Source organism: Solibacillus silvestris (genome assembly GCF_051967575.1).
Taxonomy (GTDB): Bacteria; Bacillota; Bacilli; order Bacillales_A; family Planococcaceae; genus Solibacillus; species Solibacillus silvestris_B.
Genome location: NZ_JBQCJW010000043.1, coordinates 1 through 25,594 on the forward strand (window position 1 = coordinate 1; position 25,594 = coordinate 25,594).

The following is a 25,594-nucleotide window of genomic DNA, read 5'->3' on the forward strand; positions in this document are numbered from 1 at the left end:
AAGCTGATATCTATTGTTTGCTTCATTTAAGAAGCTTGTTTCATTAACGTTGCTTGTTCAGTTTTCAAGGTTCATTGTGCCGTCTCAAATGACAACTTTTATATCTTATCATTCTTAAAGTGTTATGTCAACAATTTATTTGAATGTTTTTTAAAGTTAAGTTGTCGTCGTTGCGACTTCTAATAATATATCACGATATCATTCACAATGCAATGCTTTTATTAAATTTATTTGATTAATATTAATAAACTTACACATATCATCCCAGGAAGACCTAAAATCACTATTGTAAGTACTGAGAATAAGTTAATAGGCACATAAAAAAGAAAACCAGCAGCCCCTATAATTAAGTTCCCCATAAATAATACAACGACGACAACAGCAATTTTAAACCAAAACCACGCAAAATATTCCCACGCTTTTCCCCTGCTTTTTTTATTCAGGAAAAAAAGAAATAAGACAACAAAGCAGACCATAGTTAAAACTATGTATCGCATAGCACCATCCTTTTTTTATTTAGTGGTAACATATGCATCTGATCGGTTTCTTATTTCTAAATGATTATTTAATTAGCACACGACGCACTCGTGCTTCTTTATATAGGTAGAAATGAATGCTCTCGGCTCTTTTACGTTCAGCAATTACTTCTAAATTATAATCGTCGGTTAATTCCTCGATAACTTTCGCGTTTTGTAAAGTTTCCTTCGTCTCTTTAATAGAAGAAACTAGTTTTTCATCAAATTCTTTCTTGAGCTTCCCTTTACGAGAAAATAGCATTGCTTTCCCTCCCGATTTATAACTCGCGTCGCCCTTCCAACGCTTTTGATAAAGTTACTTCATCGGCATATTCCAAGTCGCCGCCGACTGGTAGACCATGTGCAATACGTGTTGTTCGGATCCCGGATGGTTTGACAAGTCGCGAAATATACATCGCTGTCGCTTCTCCTTCGATAGTCGGGTTTGTTGCCAATATCAATTCTTGTACACGTTCATCATGCAGCCGCGCTAACAATGAGGCAACATTGATATCTTCTGGTCCAACGCCATCCATCGGTGAAATGGCCCCATGCAATACATGATACAAACCTTGATAATCACGCATTTTTTCCATTGCAATGACGTCTTTTGGATCTTGCACAACGCAGATTGTAGAAACGTCACGCTGTTTATCTGAACAAATATGACAAGGATCTATATCTGTTATATGACCACATTGGGAGCAGTATAGTAAATTACGCTTCGCATCAACTAATGCTTTTGCGAATGTCGATACTGTATCTTCTTTCATCGTTAATACGTGGAACGCTAAGCGAGCTGCTGTTTTTGGACCTATTCCTGGTAATTTCATAAAACTATCGATTAATCGAGATATTGGCTCCGGATAATGCATCCTGTTCCCCTCCTTTAAAAAGGCACATCCCAAAATGTGAGATGTGCTCTTATTTCTACACGATCAAATTAGAAAGGAAGGTTCATTCCTTGTGTGAATTTGCCCATTGTAGAATTTGTAGTTTCTTCTACTTTTTTCAATGCTTCGTTTGTCGCAATAACGATTAAGTCCTGCAACATTTCAATATCTTCCGGATCTACTACAGACTCATCCAAATTCAATTCCAGCATTTGGCGTTGGCCGTTCATCACAACTTTCACCATACCGCCGCCAGCAGTACCTTCAAAGTGCTCGGCATTTAACGCCTCTTGTGCTTCCATCATCTCTTTTTGCATCTTTTGCATTTTTTTCATCATACCTTGCATATTACCCATACCACGCATATTAATTTCCTCCTTTGAATGTGCAATTATTCTTCGACAACATCAACAAAGTCTTTTCCAAAATGCTTCTCTGCTTCCGTAACAAGCGGGTCTTGTGCTTCCATCATTTGAACTTCATCGATGAAAGATGGTTCATCCAACAAATCTTCCGCTGCATCTGCTTCACCGGATGTCGATTTTTTTTGATTTAAGCCATTTTCCTTAATAAAGTTTTCCCGTAAGCGTATCCACGCAGGCTCCGGGATACATAGAAGCTCATATTGAATCCCGATTTCTGAAGCTATTCGCTGTGTAAACAATGAAACAAGCGCATTGTTGTCTGCTACCATTTGACAATGTATATCATACTTGAATTTTATCACAAAAGCACTTGTATTTGCGGCAACAGGCTCTGCATCCGCCAATAAAGCCGCATGCGATTTTTGCAGGCTCGACAAACTAATAGCCCAAGCCGATTTCACTTTGTGTAAATCCGCCTTTGTCGCCGACTTTAGCACTTCTTGAATACGACCTGTCGGGGCATTGTATTGATTGCCTTGCGGGCGTACACGTTGGCGAGGCTGTTCTTTTTGCTGAGCGGGTGCTCCCCCGCCTTGAAGCTGTTGGGACAGTTGCCCTAAACGACTTTCAAGTGACGCTACTTTCCCTTCAATTTCCGGATCCACTGCAGCCGTACCTTGTGGCGAAGCTTTGTATTGCGCCATTTTTAGAAGCGCGGTTTCCAAATAAATTTTCGTGTGATGCGAAAAGCGCATTTCTTGTTGCGTCTTAGCCAAAATATCAATAAAACCATAAAGTGCATTTGCATCGAATTGCTCTGCCAGTGCTATAAACTTTTCTTCCGGCGAAATAAATTCCAGCAAATCCTCCAATGTACCGTCTGTCTTTAAAAGGAGCAGATCACGGAAAAATGTAATGAAGTCTTCCGCCAATCGAAGCGGCTCTTTCCCATCGGCTATTAAGCTTTCAACACTGCTCAGCACTTGCGCCACTTCCTTTTGCTGCAGCGAAATCGCAATATCGTAAAATGCATCCTGGCTCACGGAACCTGTTACAAGAAGTACATCCTCCAATTGAACATGCTCATTACTAAATGAAACAACCTGATCCAGCAAGCTTAGTGCATCACGCATACCACCTGCTGCCGCTTGGGCAATCGCCTTTAGTGCCTGCTCATCGTAGCCCATGCCGATATCTTCCAATACGACTTTCATACGCTCTACTATATCTATAGAAGAAAGCCGTTTAAAATCAAATCGCTGACAACGGGATATAATGGTCGCCGGCAATTTATGCGGCTCTGTCGTGGCCAAAATAAACACCGCATGTTCAGGCGGTTCTTCAAGCGTTTTTAATAATGCATTAAACGCACTTGTCGAAAGCATATGCACCTCATCGATAATATACACTTTGAAGCGCGCATTAGCCGGGGCAAAACGGACCTTTTCGATAATATCGCGCATTTCCTCCACTCTCGAATTTGAAGCGGCGTCAAACTCAATAACATCTGTATGTGATCCTTCTGTAATACTTAAACATGTCGGGCATTCGTTGCATGGTTCATTTGCCGGGGCATTTTCACAGTTCAATGCTTTGGCAAAAATTTTTGCAGTACTCGTCTTCCCTGTCCCTCGTGGACCGGAAAATAAATATGCATGTGTAGTCTTGCTTGCAAGGAGAGCATTTTGAAGGGTTCTCTTTACATGTGTCTGACCCGACATTTCCCGAAATGATTGTGGTCTATAAACACGATAAAATGCTTGATATGTCAACCTTTCCCTCTCCTTTCGAAATAAAAATTCATAAATTAAGTATAGCATAAAGTGACTTGAAACTCTTTTGAAATAAAATGAACAATATGTTTTTTGGCTGGACATAAATTAACTTCAGCTTTCAAAATCTGTGAAGCAAAAACATATTGTTTTCAAAAGAACAAAAGCGCTAAACCGCCCGTTCAACTCTGACAGACATTGGAGGATCCGACGCAAAAGTAAACGTTCCACCACTTTTGCAGCGGGTGCTGAAGATCTGTCTTTTTAATTTTGGGCTTTCATTTCAATTAACAGTTTTTTACGGGTACAACTACCAGTCTCGTTTCTTTAGTTAATATGTCTGTCTATTTTATTCGCCAGCTGAAAATTCCCGAGGAAATCTAAGCATATTTTCAGTGAAGTGGCTAGATGGCTAAAAAAGAGGCAGAGTTCCGCAACTGGGATGAAGAGGGATCCTCTATTAACGGGGGCGGTCCGTTTAAATGCCTCTTTAAGAAATAGGCGGAGAAATTCCGCCTATTGACCTAAAAAACATGAAAATGGAGTATTTTTCTTTGGATAACCGGAAAAATTCCTCTTATTTACTTCAAAAAGAGCCACATTGCGCAAATAACCGGAAAATCTCCGGTTATTTTTTCTTATTAATTTAATTAAAAGCCGGAATTTCTATCGGGAAATGTGAATTTTGCCCAATCCAATCCAAAAGAGAAGCCCTTATTAAAAATGATAGTGGATTTTCAGTGCCCTTCTTTTGCGTGGTGGGGCCTAATGGTGCGAAAAGTTGGCGCGGTTTGCCTGGACGGGGACAACACTTTTTTATGAAGTTATCTACATTGCCAAAATCTATAGTTTCCTTAAAAATAAAAAACGCATCCATCAATTATACGATGGATGCGTTTGGAATGATCATTTCATACCGTGCACCTTTCTTCGACTGCCGCACATAAGCGTTACTCTTGTCGCCAGCTCGGGTTAGGCTACCCCGCGGCACATAAGTGATACCACTTAATGCTGCTTCCTTCCGGACCTGACATGGTTCATGGGTACTTATTGCGCAGGACCCAACCGTCAACACTACGTGCAAAAGGCAGGCCAAACAATACGGACAGCCTCAGAAAAGGAATTCAATCTTGCTAGAGCGGATTGCAAGTTACAGGGCACCGCTACCTCCCCATCTAGCACGGCAAGTATTAGTATACTAAGGAGGCCATAAAAATGCAATGAAATGTCTTAATTAATTTTTGCCAATACTAAAATCACGCTATTTTTTCCAAGAAATTTATTGACGTATAAATATTTTTGTGATAAATTAGTTTTTGTCGAAAAGACGATTTATATTATTGGAGGTATACCCAAGTCTGGCTGAAGGGATCGGTCTTGAAAACCGACAGGCGGGTAACACCGCGCGGGGGTTCGAATCCCTCTACCTCCTCCATTATTTGAACATTATTCCGCTAAAATAATTTAGCGGTTTTTTTATATAAAATTCTCTAGAATAAGTACTGACTGTATTGTGTTATCCCTATAATGGCTGGTATAAATACCCGCCATTCCCGTCACCGAGGGAGCGTCCAGAAATTCAATTTCCGGGCGCTCCCTTTGTATTTATCCATTCATTTCTTGTACAATTAATTACTAAGTCATGCATTTAAAGGCGGTATATTAAAATTGGAGACGACTCAGCCTCGTATAAAAACAGCAAAACTATTTCTGTTTATGCTACTTGTTGGCTTGTTGACCGCTATAGGCGGCGAAATTAAAATTATTCCTTTTGAAGATGGACCTTTTCGATTCGGGTTAGGAAGTATTATTTTCTTTTTTGCGTTATTAATTCGTCCATTACCGATTGTTTCAACAGGGCTATTGACGGCGTTTATCGTAATTATCGGTCGGTCGTTATTGGATCTTTTCATTCATGGTCAAAACTTTATTACTTACGTTATCGAACATTTACCGGCAGGGGCTTTTTATACTGTTTTTGCACTATGTTTTAAGCTAATCCCATTAGATGAATTAAAAAAGCAGCCGCTTATCCTCGGATTATGGGGGACCGCATTTGAAATCATTTCCAATATGGTTGAGCATATTTTAACGGCAATCCTCCTTGTTTCCGAACAAGAAACGTTTATTTCCTTTTTATTATTTATATTAGTTGGTTTATTGCGCAGTTTTTTTGTCGTTGGCATTTACAGTATAATTACGATGTCGGAGCAGAAAAAACAATTAAAACAGCTTATGACTATTCACTCAGAGCTATATGTGGAAGCGCTCTATATTCAAAAAACTATGAACCAAATCGAACAGCTTACTGCAAACAGTTATCAGCTTTACAAAAAGTTAAAGCCCACCGAGAAGCAGCTCGCTACTGAAGCTTTGCATATTGCCCAAGAAATTCATGAAGTAAAGAAAGATCATGAACGTATCTATGCAGGGCTTTCGAAAATCACAAACAGAAATTATCAATCGAATTTCTTATTATCCGATTTATTAAGTTTTATTGTGGAAGCGAATGAAAATTATGCTAAGTATTTAAATAAATCAATTTCATTTACATTAATTTGTTCCGATGATTTTAAAACAAAGAGGCATATCGCATTGTTTGCCATTTTAAATAATTTAATGGCAAATGCCGTTGAAGCAATTGAGAAAAACGGCTTTATTACAATGAGTATCATGATTGATCAGGACATGACTACCTTTACCGTCGAGGATAATGGTGTAGGAATTGAAGGTGCGCTTATTCCGATTATTTTTGATGCAGGCTATACATCAAAATTTAATGAGCAAGGGCATGCCTCTACAGGAATCGGTCTTTCCCATACGAAGACAATCGTCGAAAACTTGCATGGGGATATTCGTGTGACAAGTGACACATCGACTTGCTTTATCGTACAGATCCCTACAGAAAGCATACGAAAGGAGACTCATTAATGCGTTATTTCATAGTAGATGATGACCGTGCAAGTCGTGTCATGCTGAGCAATATTATTAATGACTGTGAGCTAGGCACTGTTATTGGCGAGGCAAAGAACGGCATCGAAGCCATCCCGCAAATTTTAATGATGCAGCCCGAATTTGTGCTGATTGATTTATTGATGCCGAAGCTGGATGGGATTGAAACGATCGAACGCCTTCAGCAAAACGGATTTAAAGGGCAATTTATTATGATTTCCCAAGTCGTCAATAAAGAAATGGTTGCAGATGGTTATTCAAAAGGCATTGAATTCTTTATCCATAAGCCTATTAATAAAATAGAAGTGCAAATGGTATTAAAACGTACAGCAGAGCAATATTTATTAAAAAACTCGCTGCAGGCCATTCGCCAATCATTAACAAACTTTGATATTTCCGAAGCAACCCATACGAAAAAAACGACGCGCGAGCATATTCAATCAATTTTGAATGATATGGGAATTGTCGCCGAAGTCGGTAGTGAGGACATTATTAAAATTATTGAACAGCTATTAATTGAAAAGCATAAAATCGCCCCCCTGCCGCCGTTAAAGGAAGTATACGAACGTGTGGCGATGCTCACGAAAAACACGCCTGATGATATTTTGAAGGAAAGCAAAGCGATTGAACAACGTGTACGCCGTACAATATTGGCAGCGATGATCAACTTGGCGAATTTAGGGATTGTCGATTATACAAATTCCGAATTCGAATACTACACACCGCGCTATTTTGACTTAACAGACATTCGCTATTTAATGCAGCAAATCGAAAATAATGACCAGCGAAAAGCAAAAGTAAATATTAAAAAATTCATTCAAGTCTTATATTCTGAAATTATTAGTAAAGTAGATTAGTCGGATTTTGTCGGATTTTGTAGCCCTCTAATAAAATTAATTTTAGGCTAGTCCTGAATCTAATTTTTTTAGGGGGAACTATATTTTGAAAAAGTTTAAAATTAGTTTAGCCGCGCAAATTTTAATCGGTCTTGTACTTGGTGTTATCGTCGGAGCAGTGTTCTACGGCAATGCAAACGTACAAACTTATTTACAGCCTTTAGGCGATATTTTCTTAAACTTGATTAAGATGATCGTTGTACCGATTATTATTTCGACACTCATTGTAGGTGTTGCCGGAACTGGTGATATGAAACAATTAGGTCGTCTTGGCGGTAAAACACTTATTTATTTCGAAGTTATTACAACTATAGCAATTGTTGTTGGTTTATTAGCAGGTAACTTAGTCCAACCAGGCGCTGGCATTAATATGAATGAACTTCAAAAATCTGATATTTCTTCATATGTAGAAACGACGGAAGCTCAAGAGGAAAAAAGCACTTTCCAAATTATCGTAGACATCGTTCCTAAAAATATTGTAAACGCAATGGCTGAAGGCGATATGCTTGCGATTATCTTCTTCTCTGTTCTTTTCGGTCTAGGAGTTGCGGCGGTTGGTGAACGTGGAAAACCTGTGCTTGCCTTCTTCCAAGGAACCGCAGACGCCATGTTCTGGGTCACAAACTTAGTAATGAAATTCGCACCAGTAGGGGTATTTGCGCTAATCGGTGTAACCGTTTCCAAATTTGGTGTGGAATCCCTTATTCCATTAGGAAAATTAGCTATATTAGTTTATGCGGCTATGATTTTCTTTGTAATCGTTGTTTTAGGAATTACTGCCCGTATTTTCGGTATTAATATTTTCAAATTGATTCGCATGATTAAAGATGAGTTACTACTCGCATACTCCACTTCTTCATCAGAGACGGTATTGCCTCGTATTATGCTGAAGACAGAAAAGATGGGTGCACCAAAGGATATCGTATCATTCGTAATTCCGACGGGTTACTCATTCAACTTGGATGGCTCGACACTTTACCAAGCGATTGCAGCACTCTTCATCGCTCAAATGTATGGCATCGACCTTTCAATTATGGAACAAATTACATTAATGCTTGTATTAATGGTAACTTCTAAAGGGATTGCCGGCGTTCCGGGGGTATCATTTGTGGTACTTCTTGCAACATTGGGCTCTGTAGGTATTCCTCTAGAAGGTTTAGCATTTATTGCAGGTATTGACCGTATTCTTGATATGGCTCGTACAGCTGTAAACGTAGTAGGTAACACATTGGCGGCACTTGTTATGGCCAAATGGGAGAAGCGTTTCGACGAGAAGCAATTTGCTGAATATCAAGCTGCTCATTTAAAATAAAAACAAAGAAAATATCAATTTTCTCAATGAGAAAATTGATATTTTTTTGCTTATATCGTTATTTTGCGCAATATTGATCCTACTCGGATGCCTTTCCCGAGTTTCTTCATACTGTTCTTCCATTTTGTTATTTTAAAACTTTTGCCAAATAAGCGCGTATTGATGCTTCACCTTTATGTAATGCCTCATGCTCACGTGCTTCGTCTTTTAACACTTTTGCTTCTGCGGCCTCTATTACATCTTCTACATTCTTTTGCGGAATAATGATTACCCCATCAATATCGCCAACGACATAATCACCCGTTTGTACGGCTACACCCCCTACAGATACCGCTCCCCCAACAGTACCGCCGCCATGCTTATTGCCTGCCGCTACTGTTGTTCCTAATGAAAATACCGGAAAGTCAATCTCTCTTGCAGCCCCCAAATCACGTATGACACCATCAACTACAAATCCTTGTACACCGACACCTTGCGCAAGCTGCATAACAAAGTCTCCTGCAACAGCGCGATTTGTATTGCCTTTTGCATCAATAACTAGAATATCCCCTTTTTCGGCCTGGCTAATCGCTTCCAGTACCGCGCCGTTTTCCCCGTCCGGCAGGCGAATCGTTCTTGCCTGGCCAGCAATTTTAAAATGATCTGCAAGCGGTTTAATTGCTGCTGCAACATTCGTATGTCCCCCTGTTGCATCGGAAATCGCCGTCGTTGGTAAAGCCAATAAGCGTTCTACCATTGTTAAAGTCATATTCCCATCCCCTTTTCGCTATAATGTTACAAATCAAAAGAATTTGTAAACATCTTTAGCATAAGCGAAATGACTTTTTTCCCGCAATACTTTTCAAAATAATGCTACAAAATTATCCATATTGGGAATACTAATAATACAAGGAAGGTGGACTAATCATGAAAAATCCTCTTATTGAAATTGTGACAAATGATGCCGGGAAGCCGGTTTATAAAATGAAGACATTTGATATTCATGTTACAGCCCAGCTGACAGGGGGAATTGCACCGACTATAACATATATGTATAAAGATAAGGATGTGACCGACGATATACGGGCTATCCGCTTCCATTTTGAAAATCCTGCTGCTTATATTGAAGACTATGCTTCATTTCAAAGAATGCTCTTCGACAAGGAACAGCGCGCCATCAATGAATTATATGAAATGATTAGCATTAAGCCTAAAAATATGTCGGCCGGAAAACAAGTTTTATGGAGCTTCTTCGTATTTCTGCTCGTAATGATTCCGGTTTTTATTATTGTTTGGGTGAAATAAAAAAGGCTGATTTCCGTTTTTCACAAAAATCAGCCCTTTTGCTTATTTTCGCAAATGACCTGTTTGTTCGAGCATATGTGCGATACGTGCGACTACATCTTCTACTTGCGCCGGGTTTTTCATTAAATCGTAATCGTTAATATCAATGCGCAATACCGGGCACGCATTGAAATTATTAATCCAGCTTTCATAACGTCCGTGCATTTCCTGCCAATACGCATGAGGAGTTTGCTGCTCCATCTCGCGCCCGCGCTCCTGGATCCGGCCAATGACATCATCAATCGGGCCTTCCAAATACACAAGAAGATCAGGATGCGGGAAATACGGAGTCATCACCATTGCATCGAACAGATTTGTATATGTTTCATAATCGGTCGGTGTCATTGTCCCTTTATCATAGTGCATCTTCGCAAATATGCCTGTATCCTCATAAATGGAACGGTCTTGAATAAAGCCTCCGCCATATTCGAAAATACGCTTCTGTTCTTTAAAGCGCTCTGCCAAAAAATACACTTGTAAATGGAAGCTCCATTTTTCAAAGTTATCATAAAATTTATCTAAATAAGGGTTTGTATCCACCTTTTCATAGGATGTACGGAAGCCCAGGCTTTCAGACAGAGCCTTTGTCATTGTCGATTTGCCGACACCGACAGTTCCTGCAATTGTAATCACTGCATTCGCAGGAATATTATATTTCTCTCTTAAGTTCATTTTTGATGCAAACTCCTTTGTTGTAACTTTTCCTCTACTATTCGCAGCACATACTGTAAATCTTCTTCACTTTTCACGAAATCAAGCTTGTCCCCATTTAGCTGGATGACAGGAATTTCTGGATGAATCTTTTCAAAATGACCGATAAATTCATGATAATCGCTTGAAAGCTGTTCCATATATTCACGTGTAATATTCTTTTCGAATTCGCGTCCGCGCATCGCGATTCGTTTCATCAATGTATCTAAACTTGCGTGTAAATAAATGACCATATTCGGCTTTGGCATATCAGCAGTCAAAATCCGATAGATCGATTCATACTTTTCATATTCTTCAGTCTTCAATGTACGCTTCGCAAAAATCAGGTTTTTGAAAATATGATAATCTGCCACTACTGGGCCTTGCGCTTCCAAAATTTGATGAATATCAGATAATTGCTTATAACGATTGCACAGGAAAAACATTTCCGTTTGGAAGCTCCACTCGTTAATATTTTCATAAAACTTACCTAGAAACGGATTTTCATCTACAATCTCTTTTAGTAAGTGATAGTCAAAAGTTTGTGATACGGCCTTAGATAATGAGGTTTTCCCAACACCAATCGGACCTTCTACTGTTATAAATGGCACAGACATTAGAAGTGCTCCTTCTTATTTTATAGTCAATGCTTTTCATTTTATCACAATGATTATTAGACAACAAAACAAACAATTTTCCATAATTGTATAGGGATATTCTTTGACTGATCGCCATCAGTCAAACTGTGCTAAAACTTGTTCTTGCAGCTCAAATAACCGCTCACGTTGTTGCTCATATTCCATTTCATTTCTTTCACGCTGCATATAGACCATCTCATCAAGCGATTGCTTTTTTTCAATATAGCCCTGTTCAATTTGATTGCGTTGCCCATCTATTTCTTCATCCAAGTGCTGCAATGCTTCGAATAATTGATCGTCCAACTGGTTTTGTGACGCTTCCTCATTGTCGAATAGGCTTTCAATGGCTTCATCGCGCCGTTGCTGCAGCCCATCGCAATTTCCTTCATACTGCTGTTCAAGCTCGTCGAACAGTTGTTTATACTTTTCCAATATGTCCATCAGCCCCTGCTGAAATTCATCCATCGCCTGCTCGCAGGCGACATTCAGCTTAGTGACGCTTTCCGACTTTGCCAATAATAGCTTTTGCCCCTCAATATATGCTTTGAATTTTGCACGTTCATCCGCTTGTTTCTGCTCAAGCATTTCCATTTTATTCACTTCATAATTTTTGATTTCTTCTTCAGAATCGTCTTTATACTTTTTCAATATAATACCTTTTTTATTTTCAAATAATATTTTGATTTTCCCGATCGCTTGAGCACTGTTTCGCTTAAGCATAGCTTCCTCTTTTTTCCGCTGTTGTTCGAGTGCTGACAGCTGCTGTTCATATTGCCTTTTTAATGTTGTACGGATTTGCTGTTCATTTATTTCAATCGACTGCTGCTTTTGTTCGTGATTGTGCAGCAAATTATCCAATAATCGCTCAAAATATTCATTTGCTTCCTCGATTGTTTGAAATGAATTCATAAGTAGCGCTCCTTCAAGCTTTTCTTTCATCATAGCACGATTTATTCTATAGTCGCCTATACATTTCGAATCATGCTACACTATGCTTTAAGGAGTGATGGATAATGCTCAAAAACAATGATCACCATTACATGAAGCATGCATTGGATGAAGCGAAAAAGGCAGCCGCCCTTGGAGAAGTTCCAATCGGCGCCATTATAGTATATAAAGATGAAATTATCGCGCGGGCTCATAATTTGCGTGAAACAACCCAAAATGCATTGACGCACGCGGAAAGTATGGCCATACAAGAAGCATGCAAAAAATTGGGAACTTGGCGCTTGGAGGAAACGACTTTATATGTGACGCTCGAACCTTGCCCGATGTGTGCAGGCGCTATTTTGCAATCCCGCGTGCCCCGCATTGTATACGGAGCACGCGATATAAAGGCCGGATGCGTCGACTCCTTATACCGCTTATTGAACGATGCACGCTTCAATCACGAATGCAACGTTACAGAAGGGGTAATGGCAGAGGAATGCGGCCAAATTTTAACTGATTTTTTCAAGGACTTGCGTGAACGTAAAAAACAGGAGAAGTTATTGCGAAAACAACAATCGGAAAAGTAGGTGTCGGGCATGGACGGTTTCTCTATTTTTGATTCCATTCATATAGCATGGCTTATTTCTATTAGCTTAGTTTTAATTATTTCAATATACTATTTTCGTTATCTTTCATTTAAACAGCAGCAACTTTTTCAAAGGTCCGTTTTTTGGTTGCTGCTGTTTCTTGAAATTGCAAAACAAATTTATTTAATTGGAACAGCACAATATTCGTATTGGAGTCCGCCGCTCCATTTATGCGGTTTCGGGATTTTCATTATTGGCTGGCATGCATATTTTCCAAACCGCACGACCGCTACAATTTTATATGCGCTTACTTTGCCAGGGGCTGCGATCGCCTTGTTATTCCCCGGTTGGACAATGGATCCGGTCGGCGGATTTCTGCATATTCATAGCTTTGTATTTCATGCGTTACTCGTTGTGTATGTGTTCGTATTAATTTTCGCAAAGCAGCTCCATACAGCTTTTCGCGATGTTTGGCGTGCGGCATTATTTTTAGCTATAACAGTACCGCCCATATATATGTATAATGCACGCTTTCAAACGAACTTTATGTTTTTGAATAAACCGGTGCGAGGAACACCGCTCCAATGGCTATATGATGCATTTGGCGCTTCCGGTTATTTAGTAAGCCTGGCAGTCGTTATCTTCCTGTTATGGATCATGCTATATTTATTTCCCGCAATAAGAAAAAGACGAGAGTAGTAGATATACGCTACATGCTCTCATCTTTTTCGTTGAGTGATTTTTCAAATATAATTTTATGCCGTCCTTTTTCATCAATAAAGGTGGATACTATATCAAAGCCTGCCTTCAAATTAACGATTAACATTGCTTTTCTATTATTTCTTCCATATGTACGAACGCGCAGATAGCCCTTTTTTTTACACCATTCATGCTGGGCTGCCATACATTTCGCTGCAATACCTTGCTGTTGAAACTGTGGGTGCACACCGCCCAGCCAGCTATAAAACACACCGTCCTGTTGCTCATAGCCAAGCTTGAAACCTGCCACTACACCATCCTCTACAGCGACTACTGCCAATAAATTTTGCTTCTCTCTCAACTTCTGCTCCTTTAGCGAATCCCCTTCAAATACAGCTTTATGAACTTCTTGAATGCCGTCTAATATTTCTCGTGGAATATACCGCTCAAACCGGAAAATTTTAATGTCGCCCTCCCCTTCCTTTCTAATATTTCCATTGCGTAATTGTTTTTTATAAAAAATAATGAGAATAAACTTATGCACGCTTCGTTGTATTATATGAAAAAGCTTTTTCACTAAAATAAGGAGCCAAGCCTATGAAAAGTTCACCGAATAACTTTATCGATCGATTAAAAAAACAAAAGGAAGATGCCCTTGATTATATTATCGATGTTTACATGCCACTTGTAAAAGCGATTGCGCATAAAATTTTGCATACACAACCCAAGCAAGATGTAGATGAATGCATCAATGATGTGTTTTTGAATGTTTGGCAAAATGCCTCACAATTTCAAGGAGACATAGACGATTTTAAAAAGTGGATCGGCATGATTACGAAGTATAAAGCAATCGATCGCTATCGGCAATCTGAAAAACGCGCAGCCCGCGAGCAATCAGATGCATCATTACAACAAAAAAAGGCCAACTGCACTACCGAACAAAAAATACTTGAGCGCGAACAAAAAAACGAGCTGCTGTTTGCACTAAGCCAATTAGCTGAGCTCGACCGCCATATTTTTATTATGAAATATTATCTAGAACTAACAAATAGCGAAATTGCCGACGCACTTGGGCTCACAAAGGCCGCTGTCGATAATCGCTTATACCGGGGCAAAAAAGAACTCGCCCAACATGACAATTTAAAGGAGCGCTTTATATGAATATAAAAGAGTGGATGGAGCTCGATATTGATCGCCTGGAAACGGAACCTGTGACTAAACTCGAAAAGCAGCGAGTGAAGCAGCATGTGCTAAAAAAATATAAAAAAGCATCACTTTGGAAATCGATTGGCGCAGCGGCTGTAATTCTTGTTAGCGCCACTGCTTTAACAGCATTCGCCTTTCCTTCTGTCGCCTCGCAAATACCGTTTATGAATAATGTCATGAGCTATTTTGATGATGATTACGGACAATATACAAACTTTGAGCTCTTCTCTGATGATTTAGGACTTGTTGATTCAGACAACGGTATTTCCATTTTAATTGATCATGCTGTATACGACGGCACGAATATTATTGTTTCGTATGCTTTGGAAACAGAGGAGAATCTCGGAGAATCAATCATGATGAGTGGCGGAAACTGGTTTGACGTGAGAGGTGCAAACGGCCTGGGTGGCAGTGATCGAATTATCCAAATCGATGATACACATTATGTGGGCCTCGCTCAATTCACCCCAACTTTTAAAGATGGGATATTTCCTGAAGAAATTGAAGTAACATGGAAGCCAAAAGCCTTTCAAAACTATGAAACTGACATAGTGGCACAGGGCGACTGGTCATTTAATTTCTCGCTCAATCGTATAGACGGTACTGTTATTGCTCTTGATGAAACGGCAGAAAATGAGCAAGTGCGTATCACATTGAATTCGATCGAGTTTACCGATGTATCCACCGTTTTGTCATACAAACAATTTGCAAGTGAAGAGTTACGTAAAGATTGGCCATCGGTAACACCCGTATTTACGGTAAAAGATGATTTAGGCAATGTCTACGTGGATGGTTTAGGCGGTGGCGGTACAACTTCCGACGATTTTGTAACATTTACCGGCACAACATCATTTGGCGCAATTAAAGAGGGTGCAACAAAGCTATTCATTGAGCCAACAGCGATTGCCAGCCTGGAGTATGGACGCGGACATGAAGAAATTTCGCTTGATGCTATTGTAATCGATTTGGCAAAATAAATGGAAACAAGCGCTGCGTGTAATTATGCAGCGCTTGTTTTTGTAACATATGCAAAAGATTCGTCTTATAATAAAGCACCATTTATATCAAAAAGTATCGGCTTTATCTACTTAATCTCCTTCTCCATCGTCACCGTTTCCATCACAAAACCAAGTGGACTTGTCACTGTTTCATTTTTTGAAATATGAAAACCGAGTCTTTTATATAAACGAATATTATCACTTTCAGACTTTCGGACTTTACAGCGCATAATTGGAATCTGCTCTTTTACGGCTAATTTCTCGATGGACATTACGAGCGCACTTGCTACCCCTCCATTCCAATCAACTCGCCTTGGCATGAAGTTTGTCATCCCCAACTTTTGGTGAAGAGCCATTTTATGTATAGAAATAACATAAATGGATAGTAATACCGGACATACGCCCTTTTCGGGATAAAGTGGCGCTATGTATCTCCTTTTATAATATCTTTTATATTAATATGACGTGCAGAATGACAAACAGTATAAAACGGCTAATTGAATAGAGGGAGAAATTCCCTTTATTTAGAAAATAGAATGAAAAATGGCCTAAATAATCGGAGTAATTTCGTCTATTAACTCGAAAAATATGAAAATAAGGAGTTTTGTTGCCCTTAACCGGAAATTTTCCCTTTATTTCTCCCAGAACAAGCTTCATTCCGCAAATAAACGGAATTTCTCCGCTTACTTACCATAAAATGAAACAGTGATTGGTGAAGCGGTTATTTAGGTAAAGACAATTAAATTAAATAGACCATTTATTTCCATATCCTTAAATTCCCACTCTTCCCCTTCCCCCTTGAACCATATAAAGGAATGCCATTCACACAGTTTTTATTAATTTTCTATTATACTTTTTGCAAACAATGCTGCTTCTTTTAAAGCATCTTGCTTAATATTCATTGCAATTTTCATTTCCTCTAATAATTGCACGACTTTTTCTGTTGATACATTGCCTGTTGCACCAGGTGAAAATGGACAGCCGCCCAATCCGGCTATTGAGCTATCAAACTTTTCAATGCCTGCTTGCATCGCCGCAATGATATTGGCATAGGCAAAGCCATTCGTATCATGAAAATGACCTACAAATTGTGTGTTCGGAAAATCTTTTTTGAGCTGTGAAAACCGCTCATAAACAAGTTGCGGATTTGCTTGCCCATTTGTATCCCCAATTGAAATTTCATCAACCCCGTATGTCACAAAATGGCTGACAACGCGCTTTACTTGCTCATATGTAACATCGCCTTCATATGGACAGCTGAAGCACATTGATACATAGCCCCGAATAAATAGTTGATGCTTCTTGGCAAGCTGAAACACATCGGCACATTCGGCAAGTGACTGTTCAATCGAACGGTTAATGTTTTTTTCATTGAATGTTTCACTAGCCCCGACAAACACGGCAATTTGCGGCACGCCTGCATCAATAGCACGCTGCAATGCTTTCACATTCGGTGTCAACGCTATAAACTTCATACCAAGCTCTCTGCAAAATGCTGCAATTTCTGCGGCATCTGCCATTTGCGGCACTACTTTTGGATGTACAAATGATGCGGTTTCGATCCGGTCAAAGCCTGCTAAAGCAAGTTTTTCAATCAGCCTTTTTTTGCTTTCTGTCGGGACAAATACCTTCTCGTTTTGCAGCCCATCCCGCGGACCTACCTCAATGATTTCTACTTGCTTTGGAAATTGCATATGCTTCACCCCTAATTCAAAAATCTCGAAAACGTAAATATTTTCTAGAATATAACAAATTATAATAGGTAAGTAAACGAATATTCCTTTTCTCTTTATGAAAAACACCAACCTGCCAGTAAACAAGTTGGTGTAGAAAAATATTATTTAGCAGAAATAGCTTCAATGCCACCCATGTAAGGTCGCAATGCTTCAGGAATCACGACTGAACCATCAGCTGTTTGGTAATTCTCCAATATCGCTGCGACTGTACGCCCGATTGCCAGGCCTGAGCCGTTTAATGTGTGCACGTATTCCGGTTTTGCGCCTGCTTCACGACGGAAACGGATGTTGGCACGACGCGCTTGGAAATCTTCGAAGTTTGAACAAGAAGAAATTTCACGGTACATATTTTGTGCCGGGATCCATACTTCCAAATCGTATTTTTTCGCAGCTGTGAAGCCTAAATCTGCGGTACACATTTTTAATTTGCGGTATGGCAAGCCTAAAAGCTGTAATACTTTTTCGGCATGACCTGTTAAAATTTCAAGTTGCTCATAAGATTCTTCCGGTTTTACAAAGCGCACTAATTCCACTTTGTTGAATTGGTGCTGACGGATCAGCCCGCGTGTATCACGACCTGCAGAACCAGCCTCTGAACGGAAGTTAGCGCTATAGGCAGCAAATCCTTGTGGAAGTAAATCCGCTGACAGAATTTCATCACGATAATAGTTTGTTACCGGTACTTCAGCAGTTGGAATCAAATAATAATCCATCTCATCTTCTTCACGTACTAATTTAAATACATCTTCTTCAAACTTCGGCAATTGGCCTGTACCTGTCAACGAATCGCGGTTAACGATTTGCGGTGGCAGCATTTCTGTATAGCCATGCTGATCTGAATGAAGATCCATCATGAAGTTCAGTAAAGCGCGTTCCAAACGTGCACCTAAACCTTTATAGAACAAAAAACGGCTTCCCGTAACTTTAGCGCCGCGCTCAAAGTCCACGATATCCAAATCTTTTGCAATATCCCAGTGTGCCTTCGCTTCAAAATCAAGTGCCGGCACGTCGCCCCAAGTATATTCCTCTACATTATCCTCTTCCTCCATACCAACCGGAACAGATTCATGCGGGATATTTGGTAAACGCATCATCATATCCTTGAATTCTTCTTCGATTGCGTTTAATTCCGCATCCAGTGCTTTAATCTCGTCACCCACTTCACGCATGCGGGCAATCACTTCTGTTGCATCTTCCTTGTTGCGCTTCATAACAGAAATTTGCTCTGATACTTTGTTGCGCTCCGCTTTCAATACTTCTGTTTTGGCGATCATCTCACGGCGCTTCGTATCTAAGCTTTCGAAGTTGTCCAAATTTCCTAAATCCTCATTGCGTGTAAGAAGCATTCGTTTCACTTCTTCAAAATTGTCGCGGACACGTTTAATATCTAACATGTTCATTCCTCCTAATATTTATGAAATGATGATCTTGAGCACTTTAACGCGTTGATGTATTAGCGAATTGAATACAAAAAAGCCCTCAATCCCTATAAAAGGGACGAGAGCTACCCGCGTTGCCACCCTAATTGAATAGAAAAATTCTATTCCTCTTAATAATTAACGACTCTGGTAAGCCGGCTTCCACCTACTGTTATTTCAGAAAAAGCATCTCAAGGACGGATTCACAAGTGTTTTTATCAGCTTTCACCAACCGCTGACTCTCTAGGAAAAACGCGCTTGCTACTACTTCCTATCATCGAATTCATTTATAAATTTAACCATACTGTACTATAAACATTGTGCCATTGCAAGTTTCTGCTTAAATATTCATTAATTCAGCTTGTCATGCTATACTTTTCTGGCATTACTAACAGTTCTTAAAAAACCGGATTTATAATAGTCAGTTAAGGAGGTTATTTTCATGCTTTTCTTTCAGCTACAAAAAGAACATACTATTCCACTATATGAACAACTTTATATTGGTATAAAAAATACCATTATAAATAATCAATTAGTTGTGGGTGCCAGGCTTCCTTCAAAACGCGAACTCGCTGAATTTTTCAGCATTAGCCAAACGACGGTCGAACTGGCCTATGCACAGCTTATGGCAGAAGGTTATATTATTTCCAGGCCTCGCATTGGCTATTTCGTCGAGGAAATTGATGCATTGCCCTTCCGCGAAAATGTGGCTGCAAAAATCGATTTTCAGCAAACATCACAACAAATTGAATATGAAATTGATTTCTCTTCCGCAAAAATTGATGAAGACGCCTTTCCTTTCACTGTATGGCGAAAATACGCCAAAGATGTGCTGGATACACCGTTTAAACATTTATTGCAAACAGGGGAACGCCAAGGAGAACTTGCACTGCGCATTGAAATTGCAAACTACTTGCATCAATCGCGCGGCATCAAATGCAACCCCGAACAAATCGTCATCGGATCTGGTACTGAACAGCTGCTGCCGATGATTTTAAAACTTTTGGGCAACGATGTTTTACTCGCTTTCGAAAATCCGGGCTACTCGCCAATACCGCGCCATCAACTTAGCCAGCTCGCAATTCCTATTGCTGTTGATGCAGACGGGATTGTTGTTGAACAATTGCAAAAAACGAATGCAAATGCGGTTTATATCACGCCTTCCCACCAATTCCCGACTGGTGCCGTACTTTCCGCCAATAGACGCACACAGCTTTTGAAATGGGCAGCAAAATCAGCAGACCGCTTTATAATTGAAGATGACTACGACAGCGAATTTCGTTATATCGGGAAACCGATTCCTGCATTGCGTGGACTTGATCAAAACGACCGTGTCATTTATTTGAGCACATTTACAAAATCGCTCATGCCATCGTTGCGTGTCGCTTATTTCGTCTTGCCGCCAACGCTCATCAAACGGTATCAAGAGCATTTTAATTATTATTCTTCTACGGTTCCTCGTTTTGAGCAGCATATATTGGCAAAGTTTATGAAGGACGGGCATTTTGCCAAACACCTGAACCGCATGCGGAAAATTTACCGTAAAAAACATGATAAATGCATCGAAATCTTTTCAAATCATTATCCCGAAATCACCGTATCAGGGGATGCGGCAGGCACGAATATACTAATCGCATTTCCCCATGAAAAATCGGAACAGGAGCTTCAAAAAATAGCGCGACAGAATAGCATTTATATTTTGCCGCTATCCAATTATTTTTTGACGGAGCAGCACTATCCGAAACGGACGTTTTTATTAGGCTTCGGCCATTTACTCCTTCATGAAATAGAGCAAAAAATTCATAAGCTAATGACCATTTGGGACATTCCCAAAAACGAATAGGCATGAATATACGACAGAGACGTTGCTTATTTTTTGAACGTCTCGTTTTATGTTGAAATAATATTAATACGATACTGTTCTATCCAATCATGCAACTGAATTAAATAAGCGATTAATTGAGGACCTGCCATTAACTGACCAAACCATGGAATTTGGAACGATTGGCCATTCGTAGCAAGCAGCTCATCTAACTGTTCACGTTCAAATAATTCGTGCAGCACTGAATGTTTCTTCAGCAAAATTTCCTGTAGACGCTGGTGTACGAGCTTTGTATATTTTGGATGATATGTTTTTGGGTAAGGGTTTTTTTTACGTTCCACTACTTCCTTCGGTAAAATATGCGAAAATGCCTTTCTCAATATGCCCTTTTCCATTCCGCCGCTGTTTTTCATTTCCCAAGGAATATTCCAAACAAATTCTATAATCGTATGATCGGCAAACGGCACACGCACTTCTATGCCCGCCCCCATCGTCATCCGGTCATTTCGCTCCAATAATGTCTGCATAAAGAACTGGTTGTTCAAGTAAAACAATTGTTGACGCTCCTGCTCCTCTTTGCTTCCGATAAAGACCGGCATTTCCTTCACCGCCTCATCATACGTATTTTGCAAGAACTGTCGCAGCTGCAGCCGTTTTTGCCATTCCGCTTTAAATAATTTTTCACGCTCTTTAGTGGAACGCAGCCATGGAAATAGGGTCTCCGATTTTTGTTCATAAAACCATGGATACCCTCCGAATACTTCGTCCGCACATTCACCCGATAATGCGACAGTATGCGATTTTTCAATTTCCTTGCAAAACAAATAGAGGGAACTATCAATATCCGCCATACTCGGCATATCCTTCAATCGCATCGCCTCTTGCAAATTCTCCACTAAATCCTGCTGTGAAATGGTGACTTGTTTATGTTCCGTTCGAAATCTTTGCTGCATTTTCCCGATCCAAAACTCATCCTGGGAAGTTTGGAATGAATTTTTTTGGAAATGGTCATCATTTTCTTCATATGCTACAGAGTATGTTGATAATGTCTTCTGCTCATGCGCAAGCTTTTGGGCAGCAATAGCTGTAATAATACTCGAATCCAGCCCTCCTGAAAGCATTGTACTTATAGGAACATCGCTTATTAATTGTCTTTCAATCGCCTTTGTGACAAGTTCGCGAACCTTTTCAATCGTTTCTTCCTCTGATTGTTCGTGCTCCTTGCTTGCAATATCCCAATACCGCCAGCTCTTTCTGCTCTCTTTGTGAACAATCATCGCATATGCGGGTTTCAATTCTTTTATCCCTTTAAAAATCGCATGGCCCACTATGCGAGAAGGCCCCAAACTAAACAGTGCAGCTAGCCCTTCCACATCAATTTCGGCTTTCACGATAGGATGCGCCAATATCCCCTTAATTTCAGAGCTGAACAAAAGGCCGTCTGCGCATTCATAATAAAATAACGGCTTCACTCCTAAGCGGTCGCGGCATAAAAATAATGACTGCTCCTGTTCATCCCAAATAGCAAAGGCGAATATACCATTCAAATGCTCCATACACTGTTCTTTCCATTCGCAATAAGCCATTAAAATAACTTCCGTATCAGACGTTGTATAAAACGAATAGCCATATTTAATAAGCTGTTCGCGCAATTCATTTGCATTATAAATTTCACCATTGTAAACAATTGTAAAGTTGCCTCGTGTCATCGGTTGGTTCCCTGTCACTAAATCAATGATCGCTAGCCTCTGATGCCCCAATAAAGCGTGCCTGCCAATAAAATAGCCTTCACTATCCGGCCCGCGGTGCAAAAGCGTCCTCGTCATCTTTCTTATAAGCGGCTCATCATTCAACAAATTACTCGAGTAATCAATGCAACCTGCAATCCCACACATAATTATCCCTCCATAATAACAATGTATGTATAATACGCTTCATCGACAAATTGTCCCACCCGGAAAATGCTGTTCGAAACGAAAAAAGAGCCTTTCTACAAGTATGCACTCATAGAAAAGCTCAATTATTTATTTATTTGAAATATGCGCAAAGCCGAATACACCGCTCCATAAATTGCCGAAAAAGTTCGCAATGCCTTGGAAGAATAATGAGACTTTGCCTGCGCGTTCAACAGCTTCAGTCGTCACTACATCCGCCACAATCTGTGAACCGTCAATATAACCGTAATCCGTACCTTCCGAAATTTCAACAACCGCTTGACCCACTACTTGATTTGCTTCTACATCTGCTTCAAGCTCCTCTGTTTCCAAAGTTAGCTTAGGTACATATAAGTCTTTTTCAGTTGTCTTGATCATAACAGAAATAGGCTCTTTAATCGCAATATTGACGGCATCCTCTTTTCCTTTTGTTACGGCAATTGATTTTTGCTCATCAAATTTATAGTTCGCCGGAACGAGTTCAACTTTTGAAAATTGGCCAAAACCATAATCGAATAATTTGGCTGTTGCATCAAAACGTGCTTTATAAGACCCGACGCCTTTTGAGTCAACTGCTTTCATTACTACAGCGATTAAACGTGTATCCCCACGCTTTGCCGTACCTGTAAACGTATGTCCCGCAAAATCCGTTGTACCCGTTTTTAAGCCGTCCACGCCTTCATACGCATAGACAAGCCCTGGCAGCATGAAATTCCAGTTTGACATTTTAATAGCATCCGAAGTTCCCTCGCGGAATACTTTCTTCGGGATTTTTGCCGTTTCTAACATATCAGGATGATCTTTTAATAAATGATACGCCAATTTTGCTACTGAACGGGCAGGCATGACGTTTTCATCATTCTCTCCTGTGCCTGCTGGATGCATACCTTGTAGATCGGAATTGTTTAAACCTGTAGAGTTCACAAATTTATAATTTTCCAGTCCTAATTCCTCTGCTTTTTTGTTCATTAGCTTTAAAAATTCGGCTTCTGTGCCTGCAATAGTTTCGGCAATCGCAATTGTTGCGGCATTAGCAGAATAAATAGCCATCGCTTCATACAATTCTTTAATCGAATACGTACCGTCAGCGCGCAAAGGCACATTGCTCAATAAGCGGTTTTGAGATACTTTATATGTATACTCCGTTACATTATATTGTTGATCCCAAGTAATTGAGCCATCCTCAATTGCATCAAGCAATAAGTATTCTGTCATCATTTTCGTCATACTGGCAATACCTAAAGCTGTTTCTGCATTTTGTTCATATAAAATTTTTCCAGTGTCTGCATCAATTAAAATTGCGGCATCCACTGTTAATCCTAAATCCGCTTCCGCATTTGTCGTAGCAGGTGCCATCGCCAACATGCTAAGTAATAACATCGGAATTAAGATGAAGCTTAGTACCGTTTGCTTTCTTACCTTCTTCACAAAGCTACCTCCAAATATTTTTTCTTGTCTACGTCATTTTATCATACATAAGTAGTTGCATGTGTCCTCTTCTTAATAAAAAAACGCTACTATCTTCAAATTTGACGATAGTAGCGTTCGAAAGTTGCCTAGTAATTATTGTAAGGAATAGTTTGGTGCTTCTTTCGTAATTTGTACATCATGCGGATGCGATTCACGTAAGCCTGCACCCGACATTTTAATGAATTGCGATTTCTCGCGTAAATACTCTAAATCTGGAGCGCCGCAATATCCCATACCTGCGCGTACACCGCCGACTAATTGGTGAATTGTATCCGCTAAAGGCCCTTTATATGGAAGTCGGCCTTCAATACCTTCTGGAACTAATTTTTTTGCATCTTCCTGGAAGTAACGATCTTTGGAACCCTTTTCCATCGCGCCGAGTGATCCCATACCGCGGTATACTTTAAAGCGACGCCCTTGGAAAATTTCCGTTTCCCCCGGAGATTCGGATGTACCTGCCAATAATGAACCTAGCATAACAGTATGTCCACCTGCCGCTAAAGCTTTTACGATATCCCCTGAATACTTAATACCGCCATCCGCAATAATCGTTTTGCCTAATTCGCGGGCAACTGAAGCTGCGTCATATACTGCTGTAATTTGTGGTACACCAACACCTGCCACAACGCGTGTAGTACAAATAGAGCCTGGGCCAATTCCCACTTTTACAACATCCGCACCTGCTTCAAATAAAGCGCGTGTTCCTTCAGCTGTTGCAACATTCCCTGCGATAATATCCAAATTCGGATAAGCAGCACGGATATCCTTAATCGTATTTAATACACCTTGTGAATGGCCATGTGCTGTATCAATTACCACAATATCAACTTGAGCTTCCACCAGCTTTGCAATACGTACCATTGTATCTTTGGAAACGCCAACTGCTGCGCCTACTACTAAACGGCCATGGCTATCTTTAGCAGCGTTCGGGAACTCAATCACCTTTTCGATATCTTTAATCGTAATTAAACCTGTTAACTTACCGTCTTCATCCACGATTGGCAACTTTTCAATTTTATATTGTTGAAGAATTTTTTCGGCATCCTCTAAAGTCGTTCCAACAGGTGCGATAATTAAATCTTCTTTTGTCATGACATCATCGATTTTCAGTGAATAGTCCGAAATGAAGCGCAAGTCGCGGTTTGTAATAATCCCAACTAATTTTTGATCTTCCATGTTATTTACGATAGGAACACCTGAAATGCGGTATTTGCCCATTAAATGCTCTGCATCGAACACTTGATGTTCTGGCGTTAGAAAGAATGGATTCGTAATAACGCCATTTTCAGAGCGTTTTACTTTTTCTACTTCTTCTGCTTGTTCATCAATACTCATGTTTTTGTGAATAATTCCAAGTCCGCCTCCCCCTCTGTTAGGATAGATGTCGTACCGAGCTAACGTGATATGATTAAGTAAAATACACGGAGGTCGAGACGAA

The 25,594-nt window shown here is 39.9% G+C and carries 25 protein-coding genes, 1 tRNA gene, 1 other RNA gene and 1 other annotated feature; of the genes, 10 read left to right on the forward strand and 17 right to left on the reverse strand.

Annotated elements, in window-relative coordinates:
- Positions 1–227: 227 nt before the first annotated feature.
- The 6 genes from ACTHOQ_RS17215 to ffs form a co-directional block, all read right to left on the reverse strand.
- Entirely contained in the window at positions 228–497 is a 270-nt protein-coding gene (locus ACTHOQ_RS17215; RefSeq protein ID WP_440497375.1) for a pro-sigmaK processing inhibitor BofA family protein, read from the reverse strand.
- 64 nt (positions 498–561) lie between these two features.
- Positions 562–777: a YaaL family protein gene (locus tag ACTHOQ_RS17220; RefSeq protein ID WP_440497376.1), complete on the reverse strand. Its 216-nt coding sequence runs from the start codon at positions 775–777 to the stop codon at positions 562–564.
- 16 nt (positions 778–793) lie between these two features.
- Positions 794–1,390, reverse strand: a complete 597-nt coding sequence (recR, locus tag ACTHOQ_RS17225) for a recombination mediator RecR (RefSeq protein ID WP_440497377.1) — start codon at positions 1,388–1,390, stop codon at positions 794–796.
- 68 nt (positions 1,391–1,458) lie between these two features.
- Complete coding sequence (locus tag ACTHOQ_RS17230) at positions 1,459–1,773, reverse strand: YbaB/EbfC family nucleoid-associated protein (RefSeq protein ID WP_440497378.1); 315 nt, start codon at positions 1,771–1,773, stop codon at positions 1,459–1,461.
- 26 nt (positions 1,774–1,799) lie between these two features.
- The gene (gene dnaX / locus ACTHOQ_RS17235) at positions 1,800–3,545 is read right to left on the reverse strand and encodes a DNA polymerase III subunit gamma/tau (protein WP_440497379.1); all 1,746 of its coding nucleotides are present in this window, start codon (positions 3,543–3,545) and stop codon (positions 1,800–1,802) included.
- A 916-nt stretch (positions 3,546–4,461) separates the two neighbouring features.
- Positions 4,462–4,729, reverse strand: an RNA gene (gene ffs, locus ACTHOQ_RS17240) — signal recognition particle sRNA large type.
- A gap of 158 nt (positions 4,730–4,887) precedes the next feature.
- Here ffs and ACTHOQ_RS17245 point away from each other — a divergent pair.
- From ACTHOQ_RS17245 to ACTHOQ_RS17260, 4 genes are all read left to right on the forward strand, one after another.
- Positions 4,888–4,980 (forward strand) — tRNA-Ser (locus ACTHOQ_RS17245).
- A gap of 233 nt (positions 4,981–5,213) precedes the next feature.
- Positions 5,214–6,476 (forward strand): ATP-binding protein, encoded by a 1,263-nt coding sequence (locus ACTHOQ_RS17250; protein ID WP_440497380.1) that lies wholly within the window; start codon positions 5,214–5,216, stop codon positions 6,474–6,476.
- Positions 6,476–7,354 carry a response regulator gene (locus tag ACTHOQ_RS17255; protein WP_440497381.1) on the forward strand — a complete coding sequence of 293 codons (879 nt, stop codon included), beginning with the start codon at positions 6,476–6,478 and terminating at the stop codon, positions 7,352–7,354. The genes ACTHOQ_RS17250 and ACTHOQ_RS17255 overlap by 1 nt, the downstream gene beginning before the upstream one ends.
- Before the next feature lie 82 nt (positions 7,355–7,436).
- Positions 7,437–8,705: a cation:dicarboxylate symporter family transporter gene (locus ACTHOQ_RS17260; RefSeq protein ID WP_440497399.1), complete on the forward strand. Its 1,269-nt coding sequence runs from the start codon at positions 7,437–7,439 to the stop codon at positions 8,703–8,705.
- Between the two features lie 127 nt (positions 8,706–8,832).
- Here the strand turns inward: ACTHOQ_RS17260 and ACTHOQ_RS17265 are convergent, their stop codons facing one another.
- Complete coding sequence (locus tag ACTHOQ_RS17265) at positions 8,833–9,453, reverse strand: RraA family protein (protein ID WP_440497382.1); 621 nt, start codon at positions 9,451–9,453, stop codon at positions 8,833–8,835.
- Between the two features lie 158 nt (positions 9,454–9,611).
- On the opposite strand from ACTHOQ_RS17265, the gene ACTHOQ_RS17270 reads away from it, so the two are divergent.
- The gene (locus tag ACTHOQ_RS17270) at positions 9,612–9,989 is read left to right on the forward strand and encodes a sodium:proton antiporter (RefSeq protein ID WP_440497383.1); all 378 of its coding nucleotides are present in this window, start codon (positions 9,612–9,614) and stop codon (positions 9,987–9,989) included.
- A gap of 42 nt (positions 9,990–10,031) precedes the next feature.
- Here ACTHOQ_RS17270 and ACTHOQ_RS17275 read toward each other — a convergent pair whose 3' ends face one another.
- From ACTHOQ_RS17275 to ACTHOQ_RS17285, 3 genes are all read right to left on the reverse strand, one after another.
- Entirely contained in the window at positions 10,032–10,700 is a 669-nt protein-coding gene (locus tag ACTHOQ_RS17275; protein WP_440497384.1) for a deoxynucleoside kinase, read from the reverse strand.
- Positions 10,697–11,335 carry a deoxynucleoside kinase gene (locus ACTHOQ_RS17280; protein WP_440497385.1) on the reverse strand — a complete coding sequence of 213 codons (639 nt, stop codon included), beginning with the start codon at positions 11,333–11,335 and terminating at the stop codon, positions 10,697–10,699. Before ACTHOQ_RS17280 ends, ACTHOQ_RS17275 begins: the two co-directional genes overlap by 4 nt.
- Positions 11,336–11,452: 117 nt before the next feature.
- Positions 11,453–12,265, reverse strand: coding sequence for a hypothetical protein (locus ACTHOQ_RS17285; RefSeq protein WP_440497386.1), 813 nt, complete (start codon positions 12,263–12,265; stop codon positions 11,453–11,455).
- Between the two features lie 104 nt (positions 12,266–12,369).
- Here ACTHOQ_RS17285 and tadA point away from each other — a divergent pair, with 104 nt between their 5' ends.
- Both tadA and ACTHOQ_RS17295 read left to right on the forward strand, forming a co-directional pair.
- On the forward strand, positions 12,370–12,873 hold the full coding sequence (gene tadA / locus ACTHOQ_RS17290) for a tRNA adenosine(34) deaminase TadA (protein ID WP_440497387.1): 504 nt from the start codon (positions 12,370–12,372) through the stop codon (positions 12,871–12,873).
- A gap of 9 nt (positions 12,874–12,882) precedes the next feature.
- Entirely contained in the window at positions 12,883–13,572 is a 690-nt protein-coding gene (locus ACTHOQ_RS17295; RefSeq protein WP_440497388.1) for a TMEM164 family acyltransferase, read from the forward strand.
- Between the two features lie 10 nt (positions 13,573–13,582).
- Here ACTHOQ_RS17295 and ACTHOQ_RS17300 read toward each other — a convergent pair whose 3' ends face one another.
- Positions 13,583–13,933: a GNAT family N-acetyltransferase gene (locus ACTHOQ_RS17300; RefSeq protein ID WP_440497389.1), complete on the reverse strand. Its 351-nt coding sequence runs from the start codon at positions 13,931–13,933 to the stop codon at positions 13,583–13,585.
- Positions 13,934–14,169: 236 nt separating this feature from the next.
- Between ACTHOQ_RS17300 and ACTHOQ_RS17305 the strand changes: the two genes are divergently transcribed.
- Both ACTHOQ_RS17305 and ACTHOQ_RS17310 read left to right on the forward strand, forming a co-directional pair.
- Positions 14,170–14,733: a sigma-70 family RNA polymerase sigma factor gene (locus tag ACTHOQ_RS17305; protein WP_440497390.1), complete on the forward strand. Its 564-nt coding sequence runs from the start codon at positions 14,170–14,172 to the stop codon at positions 14,731–14,733.
- On the forward strand, positions 14,730–15,755 hold the full coding sequence (locus ACTHOQ_RS17310; protein ID WP_440497391.1) for a DUF4179 domain-containing protein: 1,026 nt from the start codon (positions 14,730–14,732) through the stop codon (positions 15,753–15,755). Before ACTHOQ_RS17305 ends, ACTHOQ_RS17310 begins: the two co-directional genes overlap by 4 nt.
- 107 nt (positions 15,756–15,862) lie before the next feature.
- Here ACTHOQ_RS17310 and ACTHOQ_RS17315 read toward each other — a convergent pair whose 3' ends face one another.
- The 3 genes from ACTHOQ_RS17315 to serS form a co-directional block, all read right to left on the reverse strand.
- Positions 15,863–16,096, reverse strand: a complete 234-nt coding sequence (locus ACTHOQ_RS17315) for a GNAT family N-acetyltransferase (RefSeq protein WP_440497392.1) — start codon at positions 16,094–16,096, stop codon at positions 15,863–15,865.
- A gap of 516 nt (positions 16,097–16,612) precedes the next feature.
- Entirely contained in the window at positions 16,613–17,470 is an 858-nt protein-coding gene (locus ACTHOQ_RS17320) for a hydroxymethylglutaryl-CoA lyase (protein WP_440497393.1), read from the reverse strand.
- A gap of 143 nt (positions 17,471–17,613) precedes the next feature.
- A complete protein-coding gene (gene serS / locus ACTHOQ_RS17325; protein ID WP_440497394.1) occupies positions 17,614–18,906 on the reverse strand; it encodes a serine--tRNA ligase in 1,293 nt (430 codons plus the stop codon).
- Positions 18,907–19,002: 96 nt separating this feature from the next.
- Positions 19,003–19,217 (reverse strand) — a binding site (T-box leader).
- 155 nt (positions 19,218–19,372) lie between these two features.
- Here serS and pdxR point away from each other — a divergent pair.
- Positions 19,373–20,773: a MocR-like pyridoxine biosynthesis transcription factor PdxR gene (gene pdxR / locus ACTHOQ_RS17330; protein ID WP_440497395.1), complete on the forward strand. Its 1,401-nt coding sequence runs from the start codon at positions 19,373–19,375 to the stop codon at positions 20,771–20,773.
- Positions 20,774–20,820: 47 nt separating this feature from the next.
- Here pdxR and asnB read toward each other — a convergent pair whose 3' ends face one another.
- From asnB to guaB, 3 genes are all read right to left on the reverse strand, one after another.
- Positions 20,821–22,647: an asparagine synthase (glutamine-hydrolyzing) gene (gene asnB, locus ACTHOQ_RS17335; protein WP_440497396.1), complete on the reverse strand. Its 1,827-nt coding sequence runs from the start codon at positions 22,645–22,647 to the stop codon at positions 20,821–20,823.
- 129 nt (positions 22,648–22,776) lie between these two features.
- Positions 22,777–24,114, reverse strand: a complete 1,338-nt coding sequence (locus tag ACTHOQ_RS17340; protein ID WP_440497397.1) for a D-alanyl-D-alanine carboxypeptidase family protein — start codon at positions 24,112–24,114, stop codon at positions 22,777–22,779.
- Positions 24,115–24,249: 135 nt separating this feature from the next.
- Positions 24,250–25,594: IMP dehydrogenase (gene guaB, locus ACTHOQ_RS17345; protein WP_440497398.1), on the reverse strand; the 1,345-nt coding region annotated here is incomplete at its 5' end.